Raw genomic sequence first — 25,860 nt, forward strand, 5'->3', positions numbered from 1 at the left:
GCTGTCCGTCACGCCGCCCCGGCGCGCAGGCAATCGTGAATGTGCACAACACCGAGCGGCCGGTCCGCCTCCACCACGAACAGGCTGGTGATCTGCTTCGCGTTCATCTCCCGCAGCGCCTCCTCGACCAGCGCCTTGGGCCGGATCGTCTTGGGCCGCGGTGACATGATGCTGTCGGCGCGCTCCGCCCACAGCTCCGGCGTCAGATGGCGGCGGAGGTCGCCGTCCGTGATGACGCCGGCCAGCGCGCCCGCGGCGTCGAGCACGCCGACGCAGCCCAGCCGCTTGGCCGTCATCTCGAATATGACGGTGGAAAGCGGCGTATCCAAGGCGCACAGGGGCATATCCTCGCCCTTGTGCATCACGTCGGTCACCTTCAGCAGCGCCCGGCCGAGCTGGCCGCCGGGGTGGAACTGCTTGAAATCCGCCGCCGTGAAGCCGCGGCGCTCCAGCAGAGCCACCGCCAGGGCGTCGCCCAGCGCCAGCATCATCGTGCTCGACGTGGTCGGGGCCAGCCCCAGCGGGCAGGCCTCCGGGGCCGGCGGCAACACCAGCGCCACGTCCGACTGCTCGGCCAGCGAGGAGCCGGCGCGCCGGGTGATGCCGATCAGCGGGATGTCGAAGCGGCGGGTGTAGGCGACGATGTCCGACAGCTCGTGCGTCTCGCCGGAATTGGACAGGGCGATGACCGCGTCCTGCCGGGCGATCATGCCGAGGTCGCCGTGGCTCGCCTCGCCCGGATGGACGAAGAAGGCCGGCGTGCCGGTGGAGGCCAGGGTCGCGGCGATCTTGCGCGCCACATGGCCGGATTTGCCCATGCCGGAGACGACGACGCGCCCGGTTATCCCGGCCAGCCGGTCCAGCGCCCGCACGAAGGCGCCGTCCAGCCCGTCCGCCAGCGCGGTCAGGGCATCGGCCTCCATCCGCAGGACGCGCCGGGCGCTCGCGACGTCGCGGTCGGCCGCGGCGTCCGGCGCGCCGTCGGCCGGTCGATCGATCAGACTGGATGCCAGGCTGGATGCGGTCAGGCTCGTCAAGGCGGTGCTTGCCTCTTCTGGTTGGCCCATCGGGCCGAAAAAGGGTACCCCGGCTGGCAGCGCGCGTATCCGCGACAACGCGCCAGCCGCCGCGCGGGCAGTATGCCCACCCGCGCGCGTCCGGTCAAATCAACGTCCGGAGGGCTTGACCTATTCCACCGGGGCTCCCGTCCCGGCGCCGGCCCTCAATGAGACAGTCCTCAATGAGACAGAATGTCCGGCTGCTCCCAGCCGCCGAGGTCCAGCTCGCCGCGGGCCGGCAGGAAATCGAAGCAGGCCTTGGCGAGATGGGTCCGCCCCTCGCGCGCCAACATGACGTCGAGCTTCTCCTTGAGGTCGTGCAGGTGCAGAACGTCGGAGGCGGCGTATTTCATCTGCTCCGGGGTCAGCTCCGCCGCACCCCAGTCGGAGGACTGCTGCTGCTTGGACAGCTCCACCCCCAGCAGGTCCTTCACCAGATCCTTCAGCCCGTGCTTGTCGGTGAAGGTGCGGACCAGCTTGGACGCCACCTTGGTGCAGTAGACGGGCTGGCAGACGACGCCGAGATAGGCCTGCATCACCGCCACGTCGAAGCGGGCGAAATGGAACAGCTTGGTGACGTCGGGATCGGCGAGCAGGCGCTTCAGGTTCGGCGCCTCGTACCGGCCCTTGCGGAACTGGACCAGATGCACCGTACCGTCGCCGGGGGAAAGCTGGACCAGGCAGAGCCGGTCGCGGTGGGGGTTCAGCCCCATGGTCTCGGTGTCGATGGCGACGGCGCCGCCACGGGCGAGGGACTTCAGGTCGAGACCGTCCGGCAGGTCGCCGTCATGGAGGTCGATGGGCATTGGGTGGCTTCCCGCTCGTTAGGACGGCCCCCGGCCACGGACCCCAGAAACGACGAACGCCGCTCTGCCACTTGTCCGTCCCGCTGGGGGAGGTCCGTAGCATGCGGCGCAGCCGGGTAGATATGGTGCCCAGGAGAAGACTCGAACTTCCACGACATTTCTGCCACAGGTACCTGAAACCTGCGCGTCTACCAATTCCGCCACCTGGGCTCGGTGTGGGCCGCTTATGTAGCCGTCCGGCGAAGGCCCGTCAACAGCTTTTTTTCACGATCGCGCCGAAAGCCCCGCCGGGCGCGAAATGGGCCGCGGCCGGCGCGTCAGACCCTAGCCTCTTCCGGGAGGTTTCTATATAAGCAACCCCCGATCCGGTCGCCCCGCCCCGCTGGCGCGTGGCCCGGAGGCAAGAATTTGCGGGCCCAACGGCACGGGAGAAGGTCGATGTCCTATCGCTCTGAAGTGGTCACGGTGTTCGGCGGTTCGGGATTCGTCGGCCGCCATCTCATTCGCCGCCTCGCCAAGACCGGCGCCATCGTGCGCGTGGTGTCGCGCCATCCGAACCAGGCCAACTTCCTGAAGACCGCCGGCTCGGTCGGCCAGATCGTGCCGATGGCCGCCGACGTGAAGGACGACCAGTCCGTCGCGCGGGCCATTCAGGGCGCGGACACCGTCATCAACCTGATCGGCACGCTGTACGAGCGCGGGGCCTGGAACTTCCAGACCGTGCATGTCGACGCCCCGGCGCGCATCGCCCGCATCGCCAAGGCCAGCGGCGTGCGCCGTCTCGTCCATGTCTCGGCCATCGGCGCCGACGCCCGGTCGGCCTCGGCCTACGCCAAGTCCAAGGCGGCGGGCGAGCAGGCGGTGACGCAGGCCTTCCCCGGCGCCACCATCATCCGCCCGAGCATCGTCTTCGGGCCGGAGGACGGCTTCTTCAACAGGTTCGCCGCCATGGCGCAGGTTTCCCCGGCGCTGCCGCTGATCGGCGGGGCGACGAAGTTCCAGCCGGTGTATGTCGGCGATCTGGCCGACGCCATCGCCGCCGCCGCGACGCTGGACTCGGCGGCCGGCAAGACCTTCGAGCTGGGCGGCCCGCGCGTCTACAGCTTCAAGGAGCTGATGCAGCTCATGCTGCGCGAGATCCGCCGCAAGCGCTTCCTCGTCCCGGTTCCCTGGAACGTGGCGGAGACGCTGGGCGGCCTGCTGGAGAAGGTGCCGCCGATCGTCGCCCCGCCGCTGACCCGCGACCAGGTGGAGATGCTGAAGACCGACAACGTCGCCGCCGCCGGCGCGCCGGGCTTCAAGGAGCTGGGCATCACCAGCCTGTCGAGCTGCGAGGTGATCCTGCCGACCTACCTGTCGCGCTTCATCGTCGGGGGGAAATCCAACACGATGCCGCGCGACGCCGGGAACCATTCCGGCGCGCACTGACCCTCGACGGGTCTGGCGTCATGGTCTGGCGCCATCGACACGAAAGCCCCGGCCCGCCGCCGGGGCTTTCGCCGTTTCGGGGCCCGGCCATCCCGCATGGCGGCGCCACGCAAGGGTGACCTGCGGCGCGCGGCCTTGATTCCCGCGCCGTCCTGCCGCATCTGGCCCCTTCATCGGGGCGACGGAAGGAGCGTGGGGAGTCATGCAGGCCGCAACGCAGGATTTCACCATACGGGAATTCGCCGACCGCGCCCCGGGGGCCCGGCTGGCCTCCCTGGCGGCCTTCTTCGTCAACGGGTCGGTCTTCGGCGTCTGGGCGACCCAGATCCCGGCGATCAAGGATCACCTGGACCTCAGCCCCGGCGTGCTCGGCGTCGCCCTGCTCTGCCTCGCCGCCGGGGCGTTGACAGCCATGGTCGGCACCGGCCCGCTGCTCGGCCGCGTCGGCAGCGCCCCGGTGATCCGGCTCACCGCGCTGTTGTTCGCCGTGATCCTGCCGCTGCCGGCGCTGATGCCGGACCTGCTGTCCTTGTGCGCGGTGCTGTTCCTGTTCGGGGCGGCGGGCGGCACCATGGACGTGGCGATGAACGCCCACGGCGCCCTGGTGGAACGCCATCTCGGGCGGCCCATCATGTCGTCGCTGCACGGCATGTGGAGTCTGGGCGGCCTGTTCGGCGCCGGGGTCGGCGGGCTGCTGCTGCAGGTCCTGCCGCCGCCGGTCCAGGCCTCCCTCCTCGCCGCGGCCCTGCTGCTTTTGTTCGTCGCGCTGCAGCGCCGCTTCCTGCCCGGAAGCGCCGACCAGCAGGCGGAGCCTTCTGGCCTCGCCCTGCCCGACCGCGGCACGTTGCTGCTGGGCGCGCTGACCTTCCTGGCCTTCATGAGCGAGGGCGCGATCCTGGACTGGAGCGCCGTCTATCTGCGCGAGGATCTGGGCGGGGCCGCGTCGATCGCGGCGCTGGGCTTCGCGGTCTTTTCCGGCGCCATGGCGGTGGGCCGCTTCTGCGGCGACCGGTTGCGCCAGCGGTTCGGCGGACCGCTGCTGGTCCGCGCCGGGGCGGTGCTGGCCTTCGCCGGGCTGGCCGTCGCGCTGACCAGCGGCGGGCCGGTGGTGGCGGTCGCCGGGTTCGGGCTGACCGGGCTCGGCCTGTCGAACGTGGTGCCCGTGCTGTTCAGCGCCGCCGGGGCCAAGGCGGAGGGAGAGGCCGGCCAGGCCATCGCCGCGGTGGCGACCCTCGGCTACGCCGGGGTGCTGACCGGCCCGGCCCTGCTCGGCTTCGTGGCGGAGGCCAGCACGGTGGGCTTTTCCTTCGCCCTGGTCGCCGCGCTGGCGCTGGTCATCGCCGCGGCCTCCTCGCGCGCCGTCGCCCGGCAGGGCTGAGGCGCGCGGGAGACCGGCCCGTTCCGATCACAGATAGAGGAACGCCAGCATCCCCGTGCCGATGGCGATGCGGTACCAGGCGAAGGGCGCGAAGCCGTAGCGCCCGACGAAATCCACCAGCACCTTGACCACCAGCGCCGCCGCGACGAAGGCGGTGACGAAGCCGACCCCGATCAGCAGCGCGGAGTCGACGTTCATCAGGCTCCAGTTCTTGTAGAGGTCATAGACCGTGGCGCCGGCCATGGTCGGGATCGCCAGGAAGAAGGAGAATTCCGCGGCGGTCCGCCGGTCCACCCCCATCAGCAGCGAGCCGATGATCGTGGCGCCCGAGCGCGACACGCCCGGCACCAGCGCCAGACACTGGCACAGGCCGATCTTGAGGGCGAGCGGCGCCGGGAAGCGCTCGATCTGGTGATAGCGCGGGACCGGCACCAGCCGTTCCGCCATCAGGATGCCGACGCCGCCCAGGATCAGCGCGATGCTCACCACCGTCGGGTTGAACAGCACCGCCTTGATGACGCCGTGCAGCGCCGCCCCCAGCACCATCGCCGGCAGGAAGGCCAGGATCACCGCCATGGCGAAGTGACGGGCGCCCGGATCGTCCTTCAGGCCGGTGACCACGTTCCACAGCCGGGCGAAATAGACCGTGCAGATCGCCAGGATCGCACCGAGCTGGATCACCACCTCGAACACCTTGCCCGGCGGCCCTTCGAAGCCCAGCAGGGTGTCGAAAATGATCAGGTGGCCGGTGGACGAGACCGGCAGGAATTCGGTCAGCCCTTCGATCAGGCCGAGCAAAGCGGCGTCCAGATATTGGTCGATCAGCATGCGGCGCGTGGCCTCTGACAGGATGGCGGATGGCAATGTCCGGCTTATAGCAGCGCAACATGGCGAAGGCGACGACCCATGGGGCGATACCCCTAATTGGGCGATAGTCCCGGATCGGTCCTAATTTTCTTGCTTGTTTTTCAAGCACTCCGGCCGTTCCCGGAGGCCTCCGCGACATCGAGTCACGGTTTGGTCAGCTATCCTGTCCTAACGGCGAAAATATGCTCGCGCGGCGCCTTCTCTTGCGGTATATGACGTTCAGACCGCGTGACCGCGGGCTTTCGTTTTCACTGCGGCCACGCCCCTCGCCGTGCCCCACCGGCACGAGGAAGGGTCGCCCGGCCGCCGGCGCCGTCCCCATGCACGGGACACGGGAAGAAGGAGCAGGCGTTATGGCGAACCAGAGGATGTTGGGCTTCGTGCACACCGCGCAGCGGATGCCCGACAAACGCCCGGCCGCGGAGCGCCGCCAGGATTTCGCCGAGATCTACGCCCGCTTCTCCGACGAGCGCGCCAACGAGCAGGCCAACCGCTGCTCGCAATGCGGCGTTCCCTTCTGCCAGGTGCACTGCCCGGTCTCCAACAACATCCCCGACTGGCTGAAGCTGACCTCCGAAGGCCGGCTGGAGGAGGCTTACGAGGTCTCCCAGGCCACCAACAACTTCCCGGAGATCTGCGGCCGCATCTGCCCGCAGGACCGCCTGTGCGAGGGCAACTGCGTCATCGAGCAGTCCACCCACGGCGCCGTCACCATCGGGTCGGTGGAGAAGTACATCAACGACACCGCCTGGGATCAGGGCTGGGTGAAGCCGCGCAAGCCGTCGCGCGAGCTGGGCGTCTCGGTCGGCATCATCGGCGCCGGTCCCGCCGGCCTCGCCGCCGCGGAGGAGCTGCGCGCCAAGGGCTACGAGGTGCACGTCTACGACCGCTACGACCGCATGGGCGGCCTGCTGGTCTACGGCATCCCCGGCTTCAAGCTGGAGAAGTCGGTGGTCGAGCGCCGCGTCAAGCTGCTGGCCGACGCCGGGGTGGTCTACCACCCGAACTTCGAGGTGGGCCGCGACGCCTCCCTGCCGGAGCTGCGCCGCAAGCACGTCGCCGTGCTGGTCGCCACCGGCGTCTACAAGGCGCGCGACATCAAGGCGCCGGGCTCGGGCCTGGGCAACATCGTGGCGGCGCTGGACTACCTGACCACCTCCAACAAGGTCAGCCTGGGCGACACGGTGGAGGCGTACGAGAACGGCTCCCTGAACGCCGCGGGCAAGCATGTGGTGGTCCTGGGCGGCGGCGACACCGCCATGGACTGCGTGCGCACGGCCATCCGCCAGGGCGCCACGTCCGTCAAGTGTCTGTACCGCCGCGACCGCAAGAACATGCCGGGCTCGCAGCGCGAGGTCGCCCACGCCGAGGAGGAGGGCGTGGAGTTCATCTGGCAGGCCGCCCCCGAAGGCTTCACCGGCGACACGGTGGTGACCGGCGTGCGCGCCGTGCGCATCCATCTGGGCGTCGCCGACGCCACCGGCCGCCAGACCCCGCAGGTGATCGAGGGATCGGAATTCACGGTCCAGGCCGATCTGGTCATCAAGGCGCTCGGCTTCGAGCCGGAGGACCTGCCCAACGCCTTCGGCGAGCCGGAGCTGAAGGTCACCCGCTGGGGCACGCTGCTGGTCGACCACCGCAGCAAGATGACCAACATGGACGGCGTGTTCGCCGCCGGCGACATCGTGCGCGGCGCCTCGCTGGTGGTGTGGGCCATCCGAGACGGCCGCGACGCGGCCGAGGGCATCCACGCCTACGCCAAGGCGAAGGCCGAGGCTCCGGTCGCCGTCGCGGCGGAATAAAAGCCGCAACAATCCATAATTCCGCGGGTTCCAGGGGTCCATTTCGGCCCCTGGCGGGGGTGAAGGGGCGAAGTCCCCCTTCCGAACAGACTGCCCCCGTCAAACAGACTGACTGAAAGGGTCCACCGATGACCACCGAGTTGAACCAGGGTGAGCAGTTCGTCGCCGACTTCCGCGCCAACGCCGCGGCGCTGACCACTGCCAACGCCTACAACCCGGAGGATGAGCACGACGCCTGCGGCGTCGGCTTCATCGCCGCGATCGACGGCAAGCCCCGCCGCTCGGTGGTCGAGAAAGGCATCGAGGCGCTGAAGGCCGTCTGGCACCGCGGCGCCGTGGACGCCGACGGCAAGACGGGCGACGGCGCCGGCATCCACGTCGCCGTGCCGCAGAAGTTCTTCAAAGACCATGTGAAGGTCATCGGCCACCGCGCGCCGGACAACAAGCTGGCCGTCGGCCAGGTCTTCCTGCCGCGCATCAGCCTGGACGCGCAGGAAGCCTGCCGCTGCATCGTCGAGACCGAGATCCTCGCCTTCGGCTACTACATCTACGGCTGGCGCCAGGTGCCGATCAACGTCGACATCATCGGCGAGAAGGCCAACGCGACCCGTCCGGAGATCGAGCAGATCATCGTCGGCAACAACAAGGGCGTGTCCGACGAGCAGTTCGAGCTGGACCTCTACATCATCCGCCGCCGCATCGAGAAGGCGGTGAAGGGTGAGCAGATCAACGACTTCTACATCTGCTCGCTGTCCGCCCGCTCGATCATCTACAAGGGCATGTTCCTGGCGGAGCAGCTGACCACCTTCTACCCGGACCTGCTGGACGAGCGCTTCGAGTCCGACTTCGCCATCTACCACCAGCGCTATTCGACCAACACCTTCCCGACCTGGCCGCTGGCCCAGCCCTTCCGCATGCTCGCCCACAACGGCGAGATCAACACGGTCAAGGGCAACGTCAACTGGATGAAGGCGCACGAGACCCGGATGGAGCATCCGGCCTTCGGCACCCACATGCAGGACCTGAAGCCGGTGATCGGCGTCGGCCTGTCGGACTCCGGCTCGCTCGACACCGTGTTCGAGGTGATGGTCCGCGCCGGCCGCACGGCCCCGATGGTCAAGATGATGCTGGTGCCGCAGGCGCTGACCAGCTCGCAGACCACGCCGGACAACCACAAGGCGCTGATCCAGTACTGCAACTCCGTCATGGAGCCGTGGGACGGCCCGGCGGCGCTGGCCATGACCGACGGCCGCTGGGTCGTCGGCGGCATGGACCGCAACGGCCTGCGCCCGATGCGCTACACGATCACCACCGACGGCCTGATCATCGGCGGGTCCGAGACGGGCATGGTGAAGATCGACGAGACCCAGGTCATCGAGAAGGGCCGCCTCGGCCCGGGCGAGATGATCGCCGTCGACCTGCAGGCCGGCAAGCTCTACCGCGACCGCGAGCTGAAGGACCATCTCGCCACGCTGAAGCCGTGGGACAAGTGGGTGCAGAACACCACCCACCTGGACGAGCTGGTCAAGACCGCCTCGCTGAAGGGCGAGCCGTCGGACATGGACAAGGCCGAGCTGCGCCGCCGCCAGCAGGCCTTCGGCCTGACCATGGAAGACATGGAGCTGATCCTGCACCCGATGGTGGAGGACGGGAAGGAGGCCATCGGCTCGATGGGCGACGACAGCCCCATCGCCGTGCTGTCCGACAAGTACCGCGGCCTGCACCACTTCTTCCGCCAGAACTTCTCCCAGGTCACCAACCCGCCCATCGACTCGCTCCGTGAGCGCCGGGTGATGAGCCTGAAGACGCGGCTCGGCAACCTCGGCAACATCCTGGACGAGGACGAGACGCAGACGCGCCTGCTGCAGCTCGAATCGCCGGTCCTGACGACCGCCGAGTTCCGCGCCATGCGCGACTACATGGGCGACACGGCGGCCGAGATCGACGCGACCTTCCCGGTCGACGGCGGCCCGGAGGCCCTGCGCGACGCGCTGCGCCGCATCCGCCAGGAGGCGGAGGACGCCGTGCGCGGCGGCGCCACCCACGTCATCCTGACCGACGAGGCGATGGGCGCGGCGCGCGCCGCCATCCCGGCGATCCTCGCCACCGGTGCCGTGCACACGCACCTGATCCGCTCCAACCTGCGCACCTTCACCTCGCTGAACGTGCGCACGGCGGAGGGTTTGGACACCCACTACTTCGCCGTTCTGATCGGCGTCGGCGCCACCACGGTCAACGCCTACCTCGCCCAGGAGGCCATCGCCGAGCGTCACCGCCGCGGCCTGTTCGGCTCCATGCCGCTGGAAAAGGGCATGGCCAACTACAAGAAGGCCATCGACGACGGCCTGCTGAAGATCATGTCCAAGATGGGCATCTCGGTCATCAGCAGCTACCGTGGCGGCGGCAACTTCGAGGCCATCGGCCTGTCGCGCGCGCTCGTCGCCGAGCATTTCCCGGCGATGGTCAGCCGCATCTCCGGCATCGGCCTGAACGGCATCCAGAAGAAGGTGCTGGAGCAGCACGCCAGCGCCTACAACGAGGAGGTCGTGGCCCTGCCGGTCGGCGGCTTCTACCGCTTCCGCAAGTCGGGCGACCGCCACGGCTGGGAAGGCGGCGTGATCCACACGCTGCAGCAGGCGGTGACCAACGACAGCTACACCACCTTCAAGAAGTACAGCGAGCAGGTGAACAAGCGCCCGCCGATGCAGCTCCGCGACCTGCTGGAGCTGCGCTCCACCAAGGCCCCGGTGCCGGTGGACGAGGTGGAGAGCATCACCGCGATCCGCAAGCGCTTCATCACCCCGGGCATGTCCATGGGCGCCCTGTCGCCCGAGGCCCACGGCACGCTGAACGTCGCCATGAACCGCATCGGCGCCAAGTCCGACAGCGGCGAGGGCGGCGAGGACCCGGCGCGCTTCCGCCCGGACAAGAACGGCGACAACTGGAACAGCGCCATCAAGCAGGTGGCCTCGGGCCGCTTCGGCGTCACCGCCGAGTACCTGAACCAGTGCCGCGAGCTGGAGATCAAGGTGGCCCAGGGCGCCAAGCCCGGCGAGGGCGGCCAGCTTCCCGGCTTCAAGGTGACCGAGATGATCGCGCGGCTGCGTCACTCGACGCCGGGCGTGATGCTCATCAGCCCGCCGCCGCACCACGACATCTACTCGATCGAGGATCTGGCCCAGCTCATCTATGACCTGAAGCAGATCAATCCGGACGCCAAGGTGACGGTGAAGCTGGTCAGCCGTTCCGGTATCGGAACGATTGCCGCCGGCGTCGCCAAGGCCAACGCCGACATCATCCTGATCTCCGGCAACAGCGGCGGCACGGGTGCCAGCCCGCAGACCTCGATCAAGTTCGCCGGCCTGCCCTGGGAGATGGGCCTGTCGGAGGTGCATCAGGTCCTGACGCTGAACCGCCTGCGCCACCGCGTGCGGCTGCGCACCGACGGCGGCCTGAAGACCGGCCGCGACATCGTGATCGCCGCCATGCTGGGCGCGGAGGAGTTCGGCATCGGCACCGCCAGCCTGATCGCCATGGGCTGCATCATGGTCCGCCAGTGCCACAGCAACACCTGCCCGGTCGGCGTCTGCGTGCAGGACGACAAGCTGCGCCAGAAGTTCGTCGGCACGCCGGAGAAGGTCGTCAACCTCTTCACCTTCCTGGCGGAAGAGGTGCGCGAGATCCTGGCCGGGCTGGGCTTCCGCTCGCTGAACGAGGTGATCGGCCGCACCGACCTGCTCCATCAGGTCAGCCGCGGCGCCGAGCATCTCGACGACCTCGACCTGAACCCGCTGCTGGCCCAGGTCGATCCCGGCGAGAACGCCCGCTACTGCACGCTGCAGGGCCGCAACGAGGTGCCGGACACGCTGGACGCCCGCATCGTCGCCGACGCCCGCCCGCTGTTCGAGGAGGGCGAGAAGATGCAGCTCGCCTACAACGCCCGCAACACGCAGCGCGCCATCGGCACGCGGCTGTCCTCGATGGTGACTCGCAAGTTCGGCATGTTCGGGCTGCAGCCCGGCCACATCACCATCCGCCTGCGCGGCACCGCCGGCCAGTCGCTGGGCGCCTTCGCGGTGCAGGGCATCAAGCTTGAGGTGATGGGCGACGCCAACGACTATGTCGGCAAGGGCCTGTCGGGCGGCACCATCGTCGTCCGTCCGACGACCTCCAGCCCGCTGGAGACCAACAAGAACACGATCATCGGCAACACGGTCCTCTACGGCGCGACGGCGGGCAAGCTGTTCGCCGCGGGCCAGGCCGGCGAGCGGTTCGCCGTCCGCAACTCCGGCGCCACCGTGGTGGTCGAGGGCTGCGGCTCCAACGGCTGCGAGTACATGACGGGCGGCACGGCGGTCATCCTCGGCCGCGTCGGCGACAACTTCGCCGCCGGCATGACGGGCGGCATGGCCTACGTCTACGACGTGGACGACAGCCTGCCGCTCTACATCAACGACGAGAGCGTGATCTTCCAGCGCATCGAGGTCGGCCATTACGAGAGCCAGCTCAAGCACCTGATCGAGGAGCATGTGACGGAGACGCAGAGCCGCTTCGCCGCCGAGATCCTCAACGACTGGGCGCGTGAGGTGACCAAGTTCTGGCAAGTCGTGCCGAAGGAAATGCTCAACCGCCTGGAAGTCCCGGTCCATCTGCCGAAGGCCATCTCGGCGGAGTAAGACCCAAGCAATAAGTCTCAGGTCGATTGTGCATACGCGAACGGCGGTCCGGGGTAACCGGGCCGCCGTTTTTCACGCCCGCCACGGCACGGGCGTCCTTTTCATGGCGCCGGTTCTTGGAATAATCTGGTGCGGAATGGGTTGTTAGGACCGCCTGGGAGCATCCGCAACCACACGGGAGGGCGTCATGCCGGCAGAGGGCGGCTCGCGCATCAACATTCGCTTCGCCACGGCGGCCGACGGGCCGCGCTGCGCCGACATCTTCCTGCACGGGCGCCGCGCCGCCTTTTCCTGGCAACCCGAGGACCGGTTCGGCCTGGACGACTATTACGACTGCGTCGACGGGGAGGAGGTGCTGGTGGCGGAGGCCGGAGGCGGCGTGGTCGGCTTCATCTCCGTCGATGTGGCGGACCGCTTCATCCACAACCTGTTCATCGCTCCGCTGTGGCGGGGGCGGGGCATCGGCAGCGCGCTGCTGCGCGAGGCGCTGACCCTGCTGCGCGGCTCCGCCGAACTGGCCTGCGCCTCGCGCAACGCGGCGGCCCGCGCCTTCTACGAGCACAACGGCTGGACCCCGGTCCCCGGCGCTGAAAGCGGAGGGCATGCGGAGCCTCTGGTGGTCTACCGCAAATCCGCCCTTTGACACCCTCTCGGCACGGTTAATCCATAAGCCGAAGGAGCGGCGTCACAGGCCAAAGCGCAGACTGTTTTCCACGCTCCCCATACGCTACAGTCCGGCCCGGCATGCGGACACTCCATCACCATCCCCTCCATCCCTTGTCCCGCGTCGCGCGGGTGATGCTGGCCGAGAAGGGTCTTCCCTTCGAGTCGGTCATCGAGAAGCCGTGGGAACGGCGCGAGGACTTCCTGATGCTGAATCCCGCCGGCGAGCCGCCGGTGCTGGTGGAGGAGGACGGAACCGTCGTGGCCGGCGGGCTGCCCGTTCTGGAGTATCTGGAGGAGGCCTACCCCGACGTGGCGCTGATGCCGCGGGAGGTGGCGGCCCGCGCCGAGGTGCGCCGGATCGTCGACTGGTTCACCCGGACCTTCGACCGCGAGGTGACCGAGAATCTGGTCGGCGAGAAGCTGATCAAGCGGCTGTCCGGCCAGGGCCACCCCTACGCCCCGGCGATCCGCGCCGGGCTGGCGAACATCCAGTACCACATGGAATACATCGCCTTCCTGTCGGAACGCCGCCCCTGGCTGGCCGGCTCCAGCTTCACGGTGGCCGACATCGCGGCGGCGGCGGCGCTGTCCTGCGTCGATTACGTGGACAACGTGCCGTGGGACAAGGTGCCGGAGGCCAAGGACTGGTACGCGCGGATCAAGTCACGCCCCAGCTTCCGCGGCCTGCTGTCCGACAGCATCCCCGGCTGCCCGCCGCCCCGCCATTACGCCGATCTGGATTTCTGATCCGCCGACTTCGGCGGGAAGGAACGCGGCCCCGGTCAACCCCCGCGTTCTGTCCGACCGGGATAGGCCCCGCCAATGGATGGAACCCCACCCGTACCGGTCTGTTTCGCTTTGGTTGCAGACCGGCTGAGGAGGATGGGGGCATGGCCCAACACGACTACGTCCGTCACACGCTCGATTGCCTGGAGGAGGCGCAAGCGGCCCTGCGGCTTGCCCAACGCAAGGGCCAGATCGCGCCGGAGGACGAGGACCAGCTGTCCCGCCGCCTCGAAGGAATCACCGAACGCATCGCCCAGGTTCAGGAGATGCATTGAGCCGGGCCCGGGCCGCGCCGTCCCCGGCGCGGCCCGCGGCGACCGTCACCCAGCGCCTTACGCCACCCCGGCCATGCGCAGCGCCACGCCGGCCAGCGCGCAGGCGCCCAGGGTAGGCAGCATCCCCGCCTTGAAGCGGAACACCGCCAGCACCGCCACGACGGTCAGCGCCAGCGCCGGCAGGTTGACGCTGGCGAGAACGGGCAGGTCCAGCCCCATCCCAGCGACGGACACCGGCTCCAGCCGGGCGAACAGCGTGTGCAGGGCGAACCACAGCGCCAGATTCAGGATCACCCCGACCACCGCCGCGGTGATCGCCGACAGGGCGCCGCCGAGCATCCGGTTGCCGCGCAGCGCCTCCACATAGGGCGCGCCGAGGAAGATCCACAGGAAGCAGGGCACGAAGGTGACCCAGGTCGTCAGCAGCCCGCCCAGCGCCCCGGCCAGCAGCGGCGGCAGCGCCCCCGGATCGCGCATCGCGCCGAGGAAGCCGACGAACTGCACCACCATGATGAGCGGTCCCGGCGTCGTCTCCGCCATGCCCAGCCCGTCCAGCATCTCGCCGGGATGGAGCCAGCCGTAGGTCTCCACCGCCTGCTGCGCCACATAGGCCAGCACGGCGTAGGCGCCGCCGAAGGTCACCACCGCCATCTTGGAGAAGAAGACGGCGATGCCCGTGAACACGTTGTCCGGCCCCAGCGTCAGCAGCAGAGCCAGCACCGGGCCCAGCCACAGGGCGAGGCACACCGCCCCGACCCGCAGCGACCAGGCGGCGGAGGGGCGCGCGTGGTCCGGCGTCCCCTCGCCCAGAAGGCTGGTCCGGTGGGCGGACGGGTCCGGCCCGTGCGGCACCGGCCGGAAGGCGGCGTGGCCCAGCCGCGCTCCACCCAGCCCGATCAGGGCGGCGGTCAGGATGATCAGGGGGAACGGGACGTCGAAGGCGAAGATCGCCAGGAAGGCCGCCGCCGACAGGGCGACCATCGCCCCGTTCCTCAGCGTGCGCCGCCCGACGCGGACCACCGCCTCCAGCACGACGGCGAGGACCGCCGCCTTCAGCCCGAAGAACAGCCCCTGCACCGCCCCGGTGTGCCCCAGCGTCGCGTAGAGCAGGCTGAGCGCCATGATGGACAGCGCGCCGGGCAGGACGAACAGGACGCCGGCGATCAGCCCGCCCACCGTCCGGTGCATCAGCCAGCCGATGTAGACGGCCAGCTGCTGCGCCTCCGGCCCCGGCAGCAGCATGCAGTAGTTCAGGGCGTGGAGGAACCGCTCCTCCCCGATCCACCTCTTCTCGTCCACCACCACGCGGTGCATCATGGCGATCTGGCCGGCCGGCCCGCCGAAGCTCAGCGCCGCGATCCGCGCCCAGACCCGCACCGCCTCCCACAGGCTCACCCCGTGGCCGGCGGTGTCCACACCGGGTGCGTTGGCGCTGTCCGCCTGGGTCATGCGTCGTCTCCGGAGCACGCGAAGGGGCGCCATTCAGACCACAAGGGACGGTCCGCCGCCAGCGCGGAGATGTGACGGTCATGTTGCGCCGGTCAGGACGCCGCCGCAGGCAGCACCAGCTCCACCCGCAGGCCGCCGAGCGGCGAGTCGCCCAGACGCAGGTCGCCGCCGTAGAGCCGCGCCACGTCGCGCACGACGGCGAGGCCGAGCCCGCTGCCCGGCGTGCTTTCGTCCAGCCGCACGCCGGGGGCCAGCACGGCGTCGCGCCGGTCGGCGGGCAGGCCCGGCCCGTCGTCCTCGACCACCACCGCCAGCATGCCGCCCGCCTCCAGCCGCGACGCCACCTCCACCCGCGACCGCGCCCACTTGAACGCGTTGTCCAGCAGGTTGCCCAGCATCTCGTCGAGGTCCTCGCGCTCCCCGGCGAAGACATGCTCGAGCGGGACGCGGACGGCGACCGTCACCCGTCCTCCGCCCCGGCCCCCGCCCTGGAGCTTTTCCATCACCCGCGCCAGCGCCCCCGCGCTGTCGGCCACCGGGGTGGCGACGCCGGGCAGGCCGCGGGCGGCGGCGGCGCGGGCGCGGGCCATGTGGTGGTCGATGTGGCGGCGCATCTCCGCCACCCGCCGGGCGGCCGCCTCCCCCTCCGCCTCGTTCGCCAGCACGGCGAGGTTCGTCTTCAGCGCGTGGGCGAGGTTGCCGGCCTGGAGCCGCGCCCGCACCACCACCTCCTCCGAATGGTCCAGCAGGGCGTTCAGGTCGTCGAGCAGCGGCTGCACCTCGCGCGGGGAGTCACCGCCGAAGCGCTTCCGGCGCCCCGCCCGCACCGCGGCCAGCTCGGCGCGCAGCCGCACCAGCGGGCGCAGCCCCACCGACACCTGGACCACCGCCGCGGCGATCAGCGCCAGCGCCAGCGCCCCCAGCGACAGCCAGAGCACCCGGTTGAAGTCGGCCACCACCGCGCTCAGCTCCGCCTCGTCCTGCGCCACCGCCATGCGCAGGGGTGCCGTCCCGTTGGGGAGGGTCACGGCGCGCTCCAGCACCGACAGCCGGCGCCCGGCGGGGCCGACGACACTGTGGCGGTGGATGTCGCCGTCCGCCACCTCGTCCGGCGGCAGGGCCAACGCCTCGTCCCACAGCGAGCGGGAGCGCAGGGCGGGCGCGGTCGCCGGCCCGACCTGCCAGTACAGCCCCGACAGCGGCCGGCGGAAGCGCGGGTCGCTGAGCGGCTGGCGCAGCACCGGCGCGCCGTCCGCCCCCAGCTCGGTCAGCGCGGCGAGCTGGTCGAGATGGTTGGCCAGCTCCGCCTCGAAGCGGCGGGCCACATGGTCGCGGAACAGGCCCGACAGCACCAGCCCGGCCAGCGCCAGGGCCAGCGCGATCCACACCGCCGCCCCGGCCAGCAGGCGGAAGCGCAGCGACCCGGTCAGCCGCCGCCACCCCCCTCTCACGGCGCCTCCAGCTTGTAGCCGAGCCCGCGCACGGTCTTGATCAGGTCGGCGCCCAGCTTGCGGCGCAGGCGCCCGACGAAGACCTCGATGGTGTTGGAATCGCGGTCGAAATCCTGGGCGTAGATGTGCTCGGTCAGCTCCGTGCGGGAGACGAGCTGCCCCTTGCGGTGCATCAGGTAGTCGAGCACGCGGAACTCGTGCCCGGTCAGGTCCACCGGCCGCCCGTCCAGCGTGACCCGGCCCGAGCGGGTGTCCAGCACCACCCTGCCGCAGGCGATCTCCGCCGAGGCGTGGCCCTTGGAGCGGCGGATCAGCGCGCGGATGCGGGCCAGCAGCTCCTCCATGCTGAAGGGCTTGGCCAGATAGTCGTCGGCCCCGGCGTCGATGCCCTGGACCTTCTCCGTCCAGGCGCCGCGGGCGGTCAGGATGATCACGGGCGTGGCGATCCCGCCCGCGCGCCAGGAGCGCAGCACCGTCAGCCCGTCCACCCGCGGCAGGCCGAGGTCCAGCACGACGGCGTCGTAGGGTTCGGTCTCGCCGAGGAACTGCGCCTCCTCGCCGTCGGCGGTGCGGTCCACGGCGTAGCCCTCGCCCTCCAGCCGCTCGGCGAGCTGGCGGGCGAGCGCCGGATCATCCTCGACGACGAGCAGGCGCATAGCGCTCACCTCTTCCCATGATGGCCGCCCTCGCCCTTCCCGTTGCGTCCGCGCACCCGCAGCAGGTCGCCGGTCGCGGCGTCGTATTTCAGCTTCAGGACGCGGCCTTCGGCGGTGATGGTCTTGATCTCGTAGACGATCTGTCCGTCCTCGTCCTTGAACTCGACGTCCAGGATGTCGCCGGGGAAATCGGCCTGCGCGCGGGCCAGGATGGCCTCCAGCGGCAGCGCGCGGCCCGAGCGGAACGCCTCCCGCGCCCGTTCATGGTCGCGGTCGCCATCGTCGCCCGCCACCGCGTTCCCCGGCAGGGCGGCGGCGAGGAGAACCAGGGACAGCAGGGCGGTGCGGAGGGCGTTCATGGTCGGGACCGGCGGGCGAATGGACCTTCCCAGTTAGCACAAAGCCGGCTGAACGGCACCTGAATGGGCCGCTCAGGCTCCGTTCAGCGTGGACGGCGCAGTCTCCGCGGCAACCGACACGCCCCCCTTGGGGAGCGCCGCTTTGGAGACCGCCGATGATCCGCAGGATGCTGACCCACACCGCCGCCGCGACGCTCGTCATCGCCGTGGCGGCCTTCGCCTTCCAGGCCCTGTCCGACGGGGGCGGCATGACCCGCACCGCCTGGACGCTGGCCGCCGCCATCGCGGGGGGCGATCATGACGTCGACTGAACCCCGCCCCGAACAGGCGCGCCGCACACCGGGCCGGCTGCTGTTCCTGTTCGCCTTTCACGCCGCGCTGTCGGGCGCCTTCATCGTCGCCTACCTGACCGGGGACGAGGACACCTACGCCATGCACCAGGTCGCCGGCTACACGGCGCTGGCCGCGCTGGCGGTGCGGCTTCTGGCCGGGGCGCTGATGCCCATGGGACCGCTGCGCCTGCCCCGCCCCTCCCTGGCCGCCACGCTGGACTGGCTGCGCCGCGCCGCCTTGGGCGAGGCGCGGGCCTGGGGACAGCGCAGCCCGCTGCTCGCCTGGATGGCGCTGGCGCTGCTGGCCGTGGTGGGGGCTGCCGCGCTCAGCGGAGCGGTCGCCGACTTTGTCATCCCCTTCGAAAAGCTGCACGAGGCGCTGGGCGAATTCTCCCTGCCCGTCGTGCTGGCTCATGCCGCCCTGGTCCTGGCCCTGCTCGGCCTGAAGAAGGCCGCGGGCCGGCGGGCCCGCTCCACCCCCCGCCACGAGGTCATCGCCCCATGATCCGCTTCCTTCTGCCGACGCTGGCCATCTTCGCCGTGGGTGGGGCCATCGCCGCCACCGCGAACCCGGCGCGCACCGCCCTGCTCGACGGCTACGCCGCCCAGGCGACGGCGCAGTCGCCCGCCTTCGCCGGCTTCTCCGCCGAGCGTGGGCGCGCGCTCTATCTCGGCCCGCACGGCGGCGGCAAGCCGGAGACCAACGCCTGCGCCGCCTGCCACACCCCCGACCCGACCGCCCGGGGCCGCCACCAGCGGACCGGGCGCGGGATCGAGCCGATGGCCGTCTCCGCCAACCCCAAGCGCTTCACCGATCCGGTGGAGATGGAGAAGCGCTTCGACCGCGACTGCCCCAACGTCCTCGGCCGCGCCTGCACGGCGCAGGAGAAGGGCGACTTCATCACCTACCTCGCCGGCCAGTGAGGCCAACCAATGAGGACCCCCGCCATGCCCCGCCGCTTCGCCGCCGCGACTGCCCTCCTGCTGCTGCTGCCCGGCGCCGCCGCGTCGGCCAACGAGTTCGAGCGCGTCCGCCCCGTGACCAACGACGCCACCCGCAAGGAGTGCGGGGAATGCCACATGGCCTTCCAGCCCGGCCTGCTGCCGGCGGGAAGCTGGACCCGGATCATGGACGGGCTGGACGACCATTTCGGCGAGAAGGCCAGCCTGCCGCCCGGCCCGGCGGCGGAGATCCGCGCCTATCTGACCGGCAACGCCGCCGGGCGCGGCGACCCCGCGCTCCTGCGCATCACCGAGCAGCGCTGGTGGCTGCGCGAGCACCGCTTCCGCCCGGAGGTCTGGCTGCGCAGGGACGTGCTGTCCAAGGCCAACTGCGAAGCCTGCCACCGCAACGCCGCCCGCGGCCTCTACGAGGACGACTGAGGGGGCGGGACAAAGCGTTGCCGCGACGGTTGTCTTTGGGAGCGATCAGAGAGGGAGGAGCATCATGGACCACGACACCTTCAACATGGGCATCCGGAAGTACCTGAAGGTCGTCGGCGTCACCTCGCAGCGCGAGATCGAGCGCGCCGTGACCGAAGCGATGGAAGCCGGAAAGCTGAAGGGCAACGAAACGCTCCAGGCCCGCGTCGTGCTGACCGTCGAGGGCATCGGGCTGGAGCACGAGATCAAGGGGGAGATCGCGTTGGAGTAAGCGTCGGCACTGGTTGCCCCCACCCTCCCGCTTCGCGGATCCCTCCCTCCCCCGCTGCGCAGGGGAGGGCCAGAATCCCCCTCCCCTGCGCAGCGGGGGAGGGTTGGGGTGGGGGCAAGGGTCACCCCATCACCAACCCGCCATCCACATACAGCACCTGCCCCGTCATGAACCGGCTCCAGCCCGAGGCCAGGAACAGCACCGGGCCGGTCACGTCCTCCGGCGTGGCGATGCGGCGCAGGGGGGTCTGGGCGACGATGGCGTCCTTCACGTCCTCCTTCGTCGCCCGGCTGGCGTCGGTGGGGTAGACCAGCCCCGGCGCGACGCAGTTGACGCGGATGCCCAGAGGCCCCAGCTCCGCCGCCAGATTGCGGCTGAAGCCGACCAGCGCCGCCTTGGCCGTCGTGTAGTCGTGATAGGGCACGGTGGGCCGGGCGACGAGGTCGGTCGCCATGTTCACGATGCTGCCGCCGGGCCGCCGCCGCATCACCGGCAACACCGCCCGGCAGACGTTGTAGGTGCCGAGCAGCGCCCCATCCACCTGCCCCCGGTAATCCGCCCACTCGGTGTCCCAGAACAGCTTGCGCTTCTCCGGGTCGAAGGCGTAGGGGCGGAAGGCGTTGTTCACCACCACGTCGATCTTGCCGAACTCCTCCGCCGTGCGCTCCACCATGCGGGTCACCGCGTCGGCGTCGGTCACGTCGGCCTGGACCGCCCAGGCGTCGCCGCCCGCCTCGCGGCAAGCGGCGACCACCGCCTGGGCGGCGTCCGCATTCTGGAGGTAGTTGACGGCGACCGCCGCCCCCTCCGCCGCGAAGGCCTTGGCGATGGCGGCGCCGATGCCGCGGCTGGCGCCGGTGACGAGGACGGTCTTGTCGCGGAAATCCATGGTGGGCCAAGCCTTCCTTATTCGGGGATCAGGTCGGACCGGACCAGCTTGGCCATGTCGAGGTCCGCCGCGATCAGGCCGAGCTGCCTGAAGGTGTCCGCCCCCTTCTGCATCAGCTCCGGATCGAAATGGCCGAGGCCCTTGGCCTTCGTCGTCTCCGACACGCTGGAGGCGTTGCGCAGCGTGATGATGGCGAGGTTAGTGGCCTCGTCGCGGCCGTTGATGGCGCGGGTCACGGCGAGGCGGGCGGCCTCCTCCGGCTCGGCGATCATCCAGGCGGCGCTGTCGCGGTAGGCGGCGAGGAAGCGCTTCAGAACGTCCTTCTTCGTGCGGTAGGTCTCCTCCGTCACCACGAAGATGTCGGAGGGCAGGTTCAGCGTGTCCTTGACCTCGATGACGTTGATGTCCTTCAGGCCCTTCTGCATGCCGACATGCAGGCCGGTGTCGGTCGCCGCGGTGGCGTCCACCTGACCCTGGATGACGGGGGCGAAGTTCAGCAGGCCGGTCACCTCGATGGTCACGTCCTTCTCGCTCAGCCCCACCTGATGCAGAAGCACCTGGAGGTTCTGGCGCGTGCCGCTGGACAGGCTGTAGACGCCGATGCGCTTGCCCTTGAGGTCCTCGGGTTTGGTGATGTTGCGCTCCTTCGGCGACACCACGTTGAAGACGTTCTGCGGGTAGATGTTGTAGATGGCGATCAGCTTCTCGCCCTTGTCGAGCGCCAGGTAGAAGGAGGCCGGGTCGGTGAAGGCGACATCGGCCTGACCGGTCAGCATGTTCTGGATGGCCGATCCGCCGCCGGTTCCCGGCACATAGCCGAGATCGATCCCCTTGGCCTTGAAGAAGCCCTTGTCCGGCTCGGCCAGCAGGTTGGTGATCTCGCTGATCGGCTGGCTCCAGCCCGCCACGGTCACCTTGTCGAGCGCCAGCGCGGGGGAGGAGAGGAGGAAGGCCGAAACGGCGACGGCACCCAGGGTGCGCAGGAACCCGAACATCGTGTGATTATCCTTTCCACGGACGGCGCAGCAGCCACCGCTCAAGCCCGGCGGCGGCCTGATAAACGATCATGCCCAGCAGCGTGATGACGATGAACAGGGCGAACATCATGGTCGAATCCATCATCCCCTGCGCCGCGATGATCGAGGCGCCCAGCCCCTGCCGGCCGCCGATGAACTCGCCGACGACGGCGCCGACCAGCGCCAGCACCACGGCGACGCGCAGGCCCGCCAGGATCACCGGCAGGCCGGAGGGGATCTTGAGGCGCAGCAGGGTCTGCAGGCGCGTCGCCCGCAGCATGCGGAACAGCTCCCGCTTGTTGGGATCGACCTGCTGGAGGCCGGTCATGGTGTTCTCCAGCAGCGGAAAGAAGCAGATCAGCGCCGTGATGACCACGGTGGAGGTCATGCCGAAGCCGAACCAGACGATGAACAGCGGCCCCAGGGCCAGCTTCGGCACCACTTGGCTGGCGAGGATGTAGGGGTAGAACAGGCGGCGCAGCACCGGCACCTCGGCCAGCAGCACCCCGGCGAGGAAGCCGATGGTGCAGCCGGCGGCGAGGCCCATCGCCATCTCCGCCGTGGTGACCCAGAGATGCGGCAGCAGATAGCCGCCGGCCAGCCCGTCCCACAGCGTGCGCAGCACCGCCGAGGGCAGCGGCACAACCAGCGCCGACACCCCCGCCACCCGGCAATAGACCTCCCACCCCGCCAGAAGCAGGACGAGCAGCAGGGCGGAGGCGAGGCGGACCATCACGATGCGCGCTCCAGCGCCACCTTCTCGGGATTGCCGTCCATGGCGCGGCGCAGTTCCAGGCACAGGGCGTTGAAGCGCGGGCTGTAGCGGACGTCGCGCCCGCGCGGGCGGGCCAGCGGCACCGGCAGGGCGTGGCGCAGGTGCCCACCCTCCATCACCGCCACCCGGTCGGCCAGATAGACCGCTTCCGCGATGTCGTGGGTGACGAACAGCACGGTGGTGCGGTGGCGGGCGCAGAGCGTCAGCAGGTCGTTCTGCAACTCCTCCCGCGTGATGGCGTCGAGCGCGGCGAAGGGCTCGTCGAGCAGGAGCAGCGGCGGCTCGGTGACCAGCGCGCGGGCCAGCGCGACGCGGCTCTGCTGCCCGCCCGACAGCTGGCTGGGGTAGCGTCCTTCGAGTCCGGACAGACCGACGAGGTCCAGCAGCTCCTCCGCCTTGCGGCGGTCCGCCGGCTGCGGGCGGCGCGTCAGCGACACCGGCAGAAGCAGGTTGTCGAGCACGGTCCGCCACTCCAGCAGCGTCGGCGCCTGGAAGACGAAGCCGACCTGGGCGCCCGGCCCCCGCACCGGCTCCCCCTGGATGCGGACGCTGCCGGTCGAGGGGGTCAGCAGCCCGGCGACCAGCTTCAGCAGGGTCGTCTTGCCGCAGCCGCTGCGCCCGACCAGCGCGTGGAACTCGCCCTCCCCGATGGTCCAGTCGACGCGGTCCAGGATGGTGCCGCCGCCCGGGACGCCGTAGCCGGCCTGTTCGATGCTGACGAAGGGCATGGCCGGGCGCCTCAATCCGTGTAGGGGGCGAAAATTTCCGCCGCCCGTTCCGCCGAGCCCTCGATCTCGGTCAAGGTGACGAGGTCCAGCAGGTTGAACCGTCCGTCATGGTGCCAGCCCGCCTCCGGCGCGGTCATGCGGCCGAGCGCGCAGAGGCGCGTCACCCCGACCGCCCCCAGCGCCCCGGCGAGCGCGAACAGCTCCTCCGGCGCGGCGGCGATGCCCACGGTCTGGAGGAAGGCGCGGTAGGGCGCCAGCCCCGGCACCGCGTCGGCCAGCCGGTCCACCGCCACCACCGTCACCGTGCGGTTCAGCCCGCAAGGGCTCAGGCCGTCCGCCGCGTCGGTGTAGGCGACCGCCCAGCTTCCCACCGGATCGCCCAGCAGGGCGCGGCTCGGGTCGGCGAAGCCCTTCGTCTCCTCTGCGTTGCGCCACGCGGCGACGCTGCCCGCCTCGCCCATCGACAGGGGGCGGCGCGGGAACTTGCTGCCCAGCGCGTCCAGCTCATGCGCCAGATAGCCGGCGAATTCGCGCGGCGACACCCGCCCACCGCGCTCCACGAAAAAGGTCTGGGGCGAGTAGCAACCCTGCTGGTCGTAGCGCGCCACGTCGTAGGCCGCCTGCCGCGCCACCGCTCCCGCCTTCCCGGCGTTGAGCGCGGAGCGGGCGACCATGGCGAAGCTGATCTTGTGGCCGTAGGGCAGGAAGCGCGTGGTGATCGGCACCCGCGCCCGGATGGCCTCCAGCGCGTCGTTGCCGCCATAGGCGACCACCGTGTCGGCGCGGGTCAGCCACGCCCGCTCCGCCGCTTCGTCGCCGCCCTTCCACCAGACGATGGCGATGCAGTCGGCCAGCTCCGGGTCGATCTCCGCCAGGATTTGCGCGAACCAGCCGGCGAACAGCGGCTCGGCGCTCGGCAGCTTGCCGACCGTGCCGGCCTTCACCAGCAGGCCGGAGATCAGGCTCCACAGCGGCAGGCCCGGCACGTTGCCCGCCCAGACATGCAGCAGCAGCTCCGGCCCGAAGGCGCGGGCGAAGCCGCCCTTGGGCATGGGCTGGAAATCGTCGAGCACCGCCGGATTGGCGAAATCCTCGGCGATGAACTTCCGAAGCTCCGGCCCGCGGAAGGTCTTCAGATAGCCGGTCAGCCCCAGCCGGACCATCTCCGCGTCGTAGCCGGTGACCAGCGGCAGCAGCCGTTCCGCCTTCCGCCGCCACGGGTCGTCGCGGTCGAGCAGCCGGGCGACGACGCGGTCGATGGTGGCGGCGATCTCCGTGACGGTGCGGCTTCGCAAATAGGTGCGCGCGTTGGCGCGCACCCGCGTTGCCAGCTCGGCGATCTGCGCCTCGCTCAGCACCGGCACCGCCACGTCGAGCGTCTCGGCGCCGCGCCGGAAGGTCAGCGTCCGCCAATCCACCGCGTCGGCGGACAGCCCCGGCAGATGCCCGGCACGCTCCATCAAGCCAACGGCCATTGGGCCCGCGCCGCTTTGAGGAAGTCCTCGACCGCCATGGAGCAGCCCTTGGCGTCCGCCCCGTCGGCCCGCCCGAGAAGCTGGAAGCCGCCGTCCACCTCCACTCCCGCGTCCTCGGTCAGGATGGCCGACGCGCAGTTGAAGTGGGCAAGATCGTGATGGACCAGCACGCCGACGCTGCCGCGCGACACCTCCTGCCCGGTCAGCGGGTTGATGACCCGGCTGCGGATCCAGTGCGGGCCGGACTTCACCGACGGGCAGGTCTCGTTGCCGTCGTCGTAGAACTGGGTGCTCAGCTCCGTCATGCCGTACATGTTGATGCACAGCCGGCGCGGCACGCCGAAGGTGGCGGACAGGCGGCCGTAGAACTCCTCCGCCGCCATCTCGCGCGACTGGCCCTTGAAGCCGCCGGTGTCGAGGATGCGGCTGCCCGCCGGCAGGGCGAAGCTCCGCCCCCGCTCGGCCAGAGCGTCCATCAGATGCACGACGCTGAAGCTGGCCCCCAGCAGGGCGTAGGGTTCGCCGGTCGCCTCGGCGCGGGACAGCTCGGCGATGGCCCCATCCACGTCCAGCCCGGCGTCGGAGACGAAATAGCGGCTCTCATCCGTCCCGAACTCGCTCTTCGCCAGCGCCAGATAATGGGCGAGCGAGGAGTTGGGCATCGCCTGCTCGGTCGGGAACAGGATGCCCATGCGCAGCCGTTCAAAGTCACCCATGAAGCGGTGGCGGAAATTGACGGTCATCGAGCGGTCGTAGACCGCCAGCGTCGGGTGGTGGCTCTTGCCCCGCACGCCCTTGGTGGTGCCGCTGGTCATGAAGACGTGCGGGCACTCCTCCGGCGGGCGCCCACTCAGCGTCAGGTCCTTGAAGGCGCTGATCGGCACCGCGGGCACGTCGCGCCAGCTCTTCACCGTGCGCAGGGTGCGCGCCCGCTGGGTGGCGAAGCGGCGGTAGGGGGCGTTGGTCTCGAACTGGTGGGCGAAGACGGCCAGCGCCATGCGGTTGAACGCCTCCTCGTCCGCCTCTCCGGCGGCGATGAAGGCCAGCAGCTCTTCGACAAGTCGGGCTTCGGTCACGTCCGCACACACCTTTTGCAGCGCCAACAAACTGTTGCCGGGACAAGCGGTGTCTGGATGGAATGGGGGTACGCCGTGCCGCCCTTCAGTCCCGTCCCTACGCCGGTATGACCCGGATCAGGTTCGATGGGTCACCGCGTTGTCCGGATGAAAGCGCCGGGCCGGCGGAGTCTCAGCCTCCTAGCGAGGCCCCCCAGGGAACACTTTGCAAGCTAAGGGACCCGCCCCCGCCCGTCAAGGAGGTCGGGCTAACGAACG

At 70.1% G+C, this 25,860-nt stretch carries 25 protein-coding genes, 1 tRNA gene and 1 riboswitch; of the genes, 12 read left to right on the top strand and 14 right to left on the bottom strand.

Translation table 11 applies throughout. The features are described from left to right. Positions 1 to 8 precede the first annotated feature (8 nt). The 3 genes from ABVN73_RS20555 to ABVN73_RS20565 all read right to left on the bottom strand — a co-directional run bounded on the left by ABVN73_RS20555 (position 9) and on the right by ABVN73_RS20565 (position 2,074). On the bottom strand, positions 9 to 1,037 hold the full coding sequence (locus ABVN73_RS20555) for a KpsF/GutQ family sugar-phosphate isomerase (RefSeq protein ID WP_353860073.1): 1,029 nt from the start codon (positions 1,035 to 1,037) through the stop codon (positions 9 to 11). Between the two features lie 200 nt (positions 1,038 to 1,237). Then, a complete protein-coding gene (locus ABVN73_RS20560) occupies positions 1,238 to 1,864 on the bottom strand; it encodes a ribonuclease H-like domain-containing protein (RefSeq protein WP_353860074.1) in 627 nt (208 codons plus the stop codon). Positions 1,865 to 1,987: 123 nt separating this feature from the next. Beyond that, positions 1,988 to 2,074 (bottom strand) — tRNA-Leu (locus ABVN73_RS20565). A gap of 228 nt (positions 2,075 to 2,302) precedes the next feature. Between ABVN73_RS20565 and ABVN73_RS20570 the strand changes: the two genes are divergently transcribed. Continuing rightward, positions 2,303 to 3,292, top strand: coding sequence for a complex I NDUFA9 subunit family protein (locus ABVN73_RS20570; protein ID WP_353860075.1), 990 nt, complete (start codon positions 2,303 to 2,305; stop codon positions 3,290 to 3,292). Between the two features lie 202 nt (positions 3,293 to 3,494). Beyond that, positions 3,495 to 4,670, top strand: a complete 1,176-nt coding sequence (locus ABVN73_RS20575) for an MFS transporter (protein WP_353860076.1) — start codon at positions 3,495 to 3,497, stop codon at positions 4,668 to 4,670. 27 nt (positions 4,671 to 4,697) lie between these two features. Here the strand turns inward: ABVN73_RS20575 and ABVN73_RS20580 are convergent, their stop codons facing one another. Next, positions 4,698 to 5,498 carry an undecaprenyl-diphosphate phosphatase gene (locus tag ABVN73_RS20580; protein WP_353860077.1) on the bottom strand — a complete coding sequence of 267 codons (801 nt, stop codon included), beginning with the start codon at positions 5,496 to 5,498 and terminating at the stop codon, positions 4,698 to 4,700. Between the two features lie 392 nt (positions 5,499 to 5,890). Between ABVN73_RS20580 and ABVN73_RS20585 the strand changes: the two genes are divergently transcribed. The 5 genes from ABVN73_RS20585 to ABVN73_RS20605 all read left to right on the top strand — a co-directional run bounded on the left by ABVN73_RS20585 (position 5,891) and on the right by ABVN73_RS20605 (position 13,742). After that, positions 5,891 to 7,339: an NAD(P)-dependent oxidoreductase gene (locus ABVN73_RS20585; protein WP_353860078.1), complete on the top strand. Its 1,449-nt coding sequence runs from the start codon at positions 5,891 to 5,893 to the stop codon at positions 7,337 to 7,339. A 128-nt stretch (positions 7,340 to 7,467) separates the two neighbouring features. Continuing rightward, a complete protein-coding gene (gene gltB / locus ABVN73_RS20590) occupies positions 7,468 to 12,015 on the top strand; it encodes a glutamate synthase large subunit (protein WP_353860079.1) in 4,548 nt (1,515 codons plus the stop codon). A gap of 187 nt (positions 12,016 to 12,202) precedes the next feature. Continuing rightward, positions 12,203 to 12,658 carry a GNAT family N-acetyltransferase gene (locus ABVN73_RS20595; protein WP_353860080.1) on the top strand — a complete coding sequence of 152 codons (456 nt, stop codon included), beginning with the start codon at positions 12,203 to 12,205 and terminating at the stop codon, positions 12,656 to 12,658. Positions 12,659 to 12,759: 101 nt separating this feature from the next. Then, positions 12,760 to 13,428 (top strand): glutathione S-transferase family protein, encoded by a 669-nt coding sequence (locus ABVN73_RS20600; protein WP_353860081.1) that lies wholly within the window; start codon positions 12,760 to 12,762, stop codon positions 13,426 to 13,428. Positions 13,429 to 13,571: 143 nt separating this feature from the next. Beyond that, the gene (locus ABVN73_RS20605) at positions 13,572 to 13,742 is read left to right on the top strand and encodes a hypothetical protein (RefSeq protein ID WP_014198041.1); all 171 of its coding nucleotides are present in this window, start codon (positions 13,572 to 13,574) and stop codon (positions 13,740 to 13,742) included. A gap of 57 nt (positions 13,743 to 13,799) precedes the next feature. Here the strand turns inward: ABVN73_RS20605 and chrA are convergent, their stop codons facing one another. The 4 genes from chrA to ABVN73_RS20625 all read right to left on the bottom strand — a co-directional run bounded on the left by chrA (position 13,800) and on the right by ABVN73_RS20625 (position 17,657). After that, on the bottom strand, positions 13,800 to 15,191 hold the full coding sequence (chrA, locus tag ABVN73_RS20610) for a chromate efflux transporter (protein WP_353860082.1): 1,392 nt from the start codon (positions 15,189 to 15,191) through the stop codon (positions 13,800 to 13,802). Between the two features lie 92 nt (positions 15,192 to 15,283). Next, positions 15,284 to 16,642: a sensor histidine kinase gene (locus ABVN73_RS20615; RefSeq protein ID WP_353860083.1), complete on the bottom strand. Its 1,359-nt coding sequence runs from the start codon at positions 16,640 to 16,642 to the stop codon at positions 15,284 to 15,286. Continuing rightward, on the bottom strand, positions 16,639 to 17,298 hold the full coding sequence (locus tag ABVN73_RS20620; protein WP_353860084.1) for a response regulator transcription factor: 660 nt from the start codon (positions 17,296 to 17,298) through the stop codon (positions 16,639 to 16,641). The genes ABVN73_RS20615 and ABVN73_RS20620 overlap by 4 nt, the downstream gene beginning before the upstream one ends. Before the next feature lie 5 nt (positions 17,299 to 17,303). Next, positions 17,304 to 17,657: a PepSY domain-containing protein gene (locus tag ABVN73_RS20625; protein WP_353860085.1), complete on the bottom strand. Its 354-nt coding sequence runs from the start codon at positions 17,655 to 17,657 to the stop codon at positions 17,304 to 17,306. 155 nt (positions 17,658 to 17,812) lie between these two features. On the opposite strand from ABVN73_RS20625, the gene ABVN73_RS20630 reads away from it, so the two are divergent. The 5 genes from ABVN73_RS20630 (at position 17,813) to ABVN73_RS20650 (ending at position 19,643) form a co-directional block, all read left to right on the top strand. After that, positions 17,813 to 17,968: a hypothetical protein gene (locus ABVN73_RS20630; RefSeq protein ID WP_353860086.1), complete on the top strand. Its 156-nt coding sequence runs from the start codon at positions 17,813 to 17,815 to the stop codon at positions 17,966 to 17,968. Then, positions 17,955 to 18,494: a hypothetical protein gene (locus ABVN73_RS20635; RefSeq protein ID WP_353860087.1), complete on the top strand. Its 540-nt coding sequence runs from the start codon at positions 17,955 to 17,957 to the stop codon at positions 18,492 to 18,494. Before ABVN73_RS20630 ends, ABVN73_RS20635 begins: the two co-directional genes overlap by 14 nt. Then, positions 18,491 to 18,913, top strand: coding sequence for a DUF1924 domain-containing protein (locus ABVN73_RS20640; protein ID WP_353860088.1), 423 nt, complete (start codon positions 18,491 to 18,493; stop codon positions 18,911 to 18,913). Before ABVN73_RS20635 ends, ABVN73_RS20640 begins: the two co-directional genes overlap by 4 nt. Positions 18,914 to 18,937: 24 nt before the next feature. After that, a complete protein-coding gene (locus tag ABVN73_RS20645) occupies positions 18,938 to 19,372 on the top strand; it encodes a diheme cytochrome c (protein ID WP_353860089.1) in 435 nt (144 codons plus the stop codon). A 64-nt stretch (positions 19,373 to 19,436) separates the two neighbouring features. Further along, positions 19,437 to 19,643 (top strand): DUF6494 family protein, encoded by a 207-nt coding sequence (locus tag ABVN73_RS20650; RefSeq protein WP_014198035.1) that lies wholly within the window; start codon positions 19,437 to 19,439, stop codon positions 19,641 to 19,643. A 121-nt stretch (positions 19,644 to 19,764) separates the two neighbouring features. On the opposite strand, the gene ABVN73_RS20655 is transcribed toward ABVN73_RS20650, so the two are convergent. From ABVN73_RS20655 to ABVN73_RS20680, 6 genes are read right to left on the bottom strand one after another with little or no spacing between them, the layout of a single operon-like run. Continuing rightward, a complete protein-coding gene (locus ABVN73_RS20655; protein WP_353860090.1) occupies positions 19,765 to 20,532 on the bottom strand; it encodes a 3-oxoacyl-ACP reductase in 768 nt (255 codons plus the stop codon). Between the two features lie 17 nt (positions 20,533 to 20,549). Continuing rightward, positions 20,550 to 21,527 carry an ABC transporter substrate-binding protein gene (locus ABVN73_RS20660; RefSeq protein ID WP_353860091.1) on the bottom strand — a complete coding sequence of 326 codons (978 nt, stop codon included), beginning with the start codon at positions 21,525 to 21,527 and terminating at the stop codon, positions 20,550 to 20,552. Between the two features lie 7 nt (positions 21,528 to 21,534). Then, positions 21,535 to 22,281, bottom strand: coding sequence for an ABC transporter permease (locus tag ABVN73_RS20665; protein ID WP_353860092.1), 747 nt, complete (start codon positions 22,279 to 22,281; stop codon positions 21,535 to 21,537). Continuing rightward, positions 22,281 to 23,051, bottom strand: coding sequence for an ABC transporter ATP-binding protein (locus ABVN73_RS20670; RefSeq protein WP_353860093.1), 771 nt, complete (start codon positions 23,049 to 23,051; stop codon positions 22,281 to 22,283). The genes ABVN73_RS20665 and ABVN73_RS20670 overlap by 1 nt, the downstream gene beginning before the upstream one ends. 11 nt (positions 23,052 to 23,062) lie before the next feature. Continuing rightward, a complete protein-coding gene (locus ABVN73_RS20675) occupies positions 23,063 to 24,526 on the bottom strand; it encodes an acyl-CoA reductase (protein WP_353860094.1) in 1,464 nt (487 codons plus the stop codon). Next, on the bottom strand, positions 24,511 to 25,602 hold the full coding sequence (locus ABVN73_RS20680; protein WP_353860095.1) for a long-chain fatty acid--CoA ligase: 1,092 nt from the start codon (positions 25,600 to 25,602) through the stop codon (positions 24,511 to 24,513). The genes ABVN73_RS20675 and ABVN73_RS20680 overlap by 16 nt, the downstream gene beginning before the upstream one ends. A gap of 76 nt (positions 25,603 to 25,678) precedes the next feature. After that, a riboswitch (TPP riboswitch) is annotated at positions 25,679 to 25,808 on the bottom strand. Positions 25,809 to 25,860 lie beyond the last annotated feature (52 nt).

This window comes from Azospirillum formosense, assembly GCF_040500525.1.
GTDB lineage: Bacteria > Pseudomonadota > Alphaproteobacteria > Azospirillales > Azospirillaceae > Azospirillum > Azospirillum formosense_A.

Bases quoted from the DNA above. Each gene is read 5' to 3' on its own strand.
- ABVN73_RS20640 (WP_353860088.1), top strand. From the start codon at position 18,491: ATGATCCGCTTCCTTCTGCCGACGCTGGCCATCTTCGCCGTGGGTGGG.
- ABVN73_RS20670 (WP_353860093.1), bottom strand. From the start codon at position 23,051: ATGCCCTTCGTCAGCATCGAACAGGCCGGCTACGGCGTCCCGGGCGGC.
- ABVN73_RS20600 (WP_353860081.1), top strand. From the start codon at position 12,760: ATGCGGACACTCCATCACCATCCCCTCCATCCCTTGTCCCGCGTCGCG.
- ABVN73_RS20595 (WP_353860080.1), top strand. From the start codon at position 12,203: ATGCCGGCAGAGGGCGGCTCGCGCATCAACATTCGCTTCGCCACGGCG.
- ABVN73_RS20580 (WP_353860077.1), bottom strand. From the start codon at position 5,498: ATGCTGATCGACCAATATCTGGACGCCGCTTTGCTCGGCCTGATCGAA.
- gltB (WP_353860079.1), top strand. From the start codon at position 7,468: ATGACCACCGAGTTGAACCAGGGTGAGCAGTTCGTCGCCGACTTCCGC.
- ABVN73_RS20605 (WP_014198041.1), top strand. From the start codon at position 13,572: ATGGCCCAACACGACTACGTCCGTCACACGCTCGATTGCCTGGAGGAG.
- ABVN73_RS20635 (WP_353860087.1), top strand. From the start codon at position 17,955: ATGACGTCGACTGAACCCCGCCCCGAACAGGCGCGCCGCACACCGGGC.
- ABVN73_RS20625 (WP_353860085.1), bottom strand. From the start codon at position 17,657: ATGAACGCCCTCCGCACCGCCCTGCTGTCCCTGGTTCTCCTCGCCGCC.
- ABVN73_RS20630 (WP_353860086.1), top strand. From the start codon at position 17,813: ATGATCCGCAGGATGCTGACCCACACCGCCGCCGCGACGCTCGTCATC.
- ABVN73_RS20665 (WP_353860092.1), bottom strand. From the start codon at position 22,281: ATGGTCCGCCTCGCCTCCGCCCTGCTGCTCGTCCTGCTTCTGGCGGGG.
- ABVN73_RS20575 (WP_353860076.1), top strand. From the start codon at position 3,495: ATGCAGGCCGCAACGCAGGATTTCACCATACGGGAATTCGCCGACCGC.
- ABVN73_RS20620 (WP_353860084.1), bottom strand. From the start codon at position 17,298: ATGCGCCTGCTCGTCGTCGAGGATGATCCGGCGCTCGCCCGCCAGCTC.
- ABVN73_RS20675 (WP_353860094.1), bottom strand. From the start codon at position 24,526: ATGGCCGTTGGCTTGATGGAGCGTGCCGGGCATCTGCCGGGGCTGTCC.
- ABVN73_RS20655 (WP_353860090.1), bottom strand. From the start codon at position 20,532: ATGGATTTCCGCGACAAGACCGTCCTCGTCACCGGCGCCAGCCGCGGC.
- ABVN73_RS20645 (WP_353860089.1), top strand. From the start codon at position 18,938: ATGCCCCGCCGCTTCGCCGCCGCGACTGCCCTCCTGCTGCTGCTGCCC.
- ABVN73_RS20650 (WP_014198035.1), top strand. From the start codon at position 19,437: ATGGACCACGACACCTTCAACATGGGCATCCGGAAGTACCTGAAGGTC.
- ABVN73_RS20585 (WP_353860078.1), top strand. From the start codon at position 5,891: ATGGCGAACCAGAGGATGTTGGGCTTCGTGCACACCGCGCAGCGGATG.
- ABVN73_RS20560 (WP_353860074.1), bottom strand. From the start codon at position 1,864: ATGCCCATCGACCTCCATGACGGCGACCTGCCGGACGGTCTCGACCTG.
- ABVN73_RS20660 (WP_353860091.1), bottom strand. From the start codon at position 21,527: ATGTTCGGGTTCCTGCGCACCCTGGGTGCCGTCGCCGTTTCGGCCTTC.
- chrA (WP_353860082.1), bottom strand. From the start codon at position 15,191: ATGACCCAGGCGGACAGCGCCAACGCACCCGGTGTGGACACCGCCGGC.
- ABVN73_RS20570 (WP_353860075.1), top strand. From the start codon at position 2,303: ATGTCCTATCGCTCTGAAGTGGTCACGGTGTTCGGCGGTTCGGGATTC.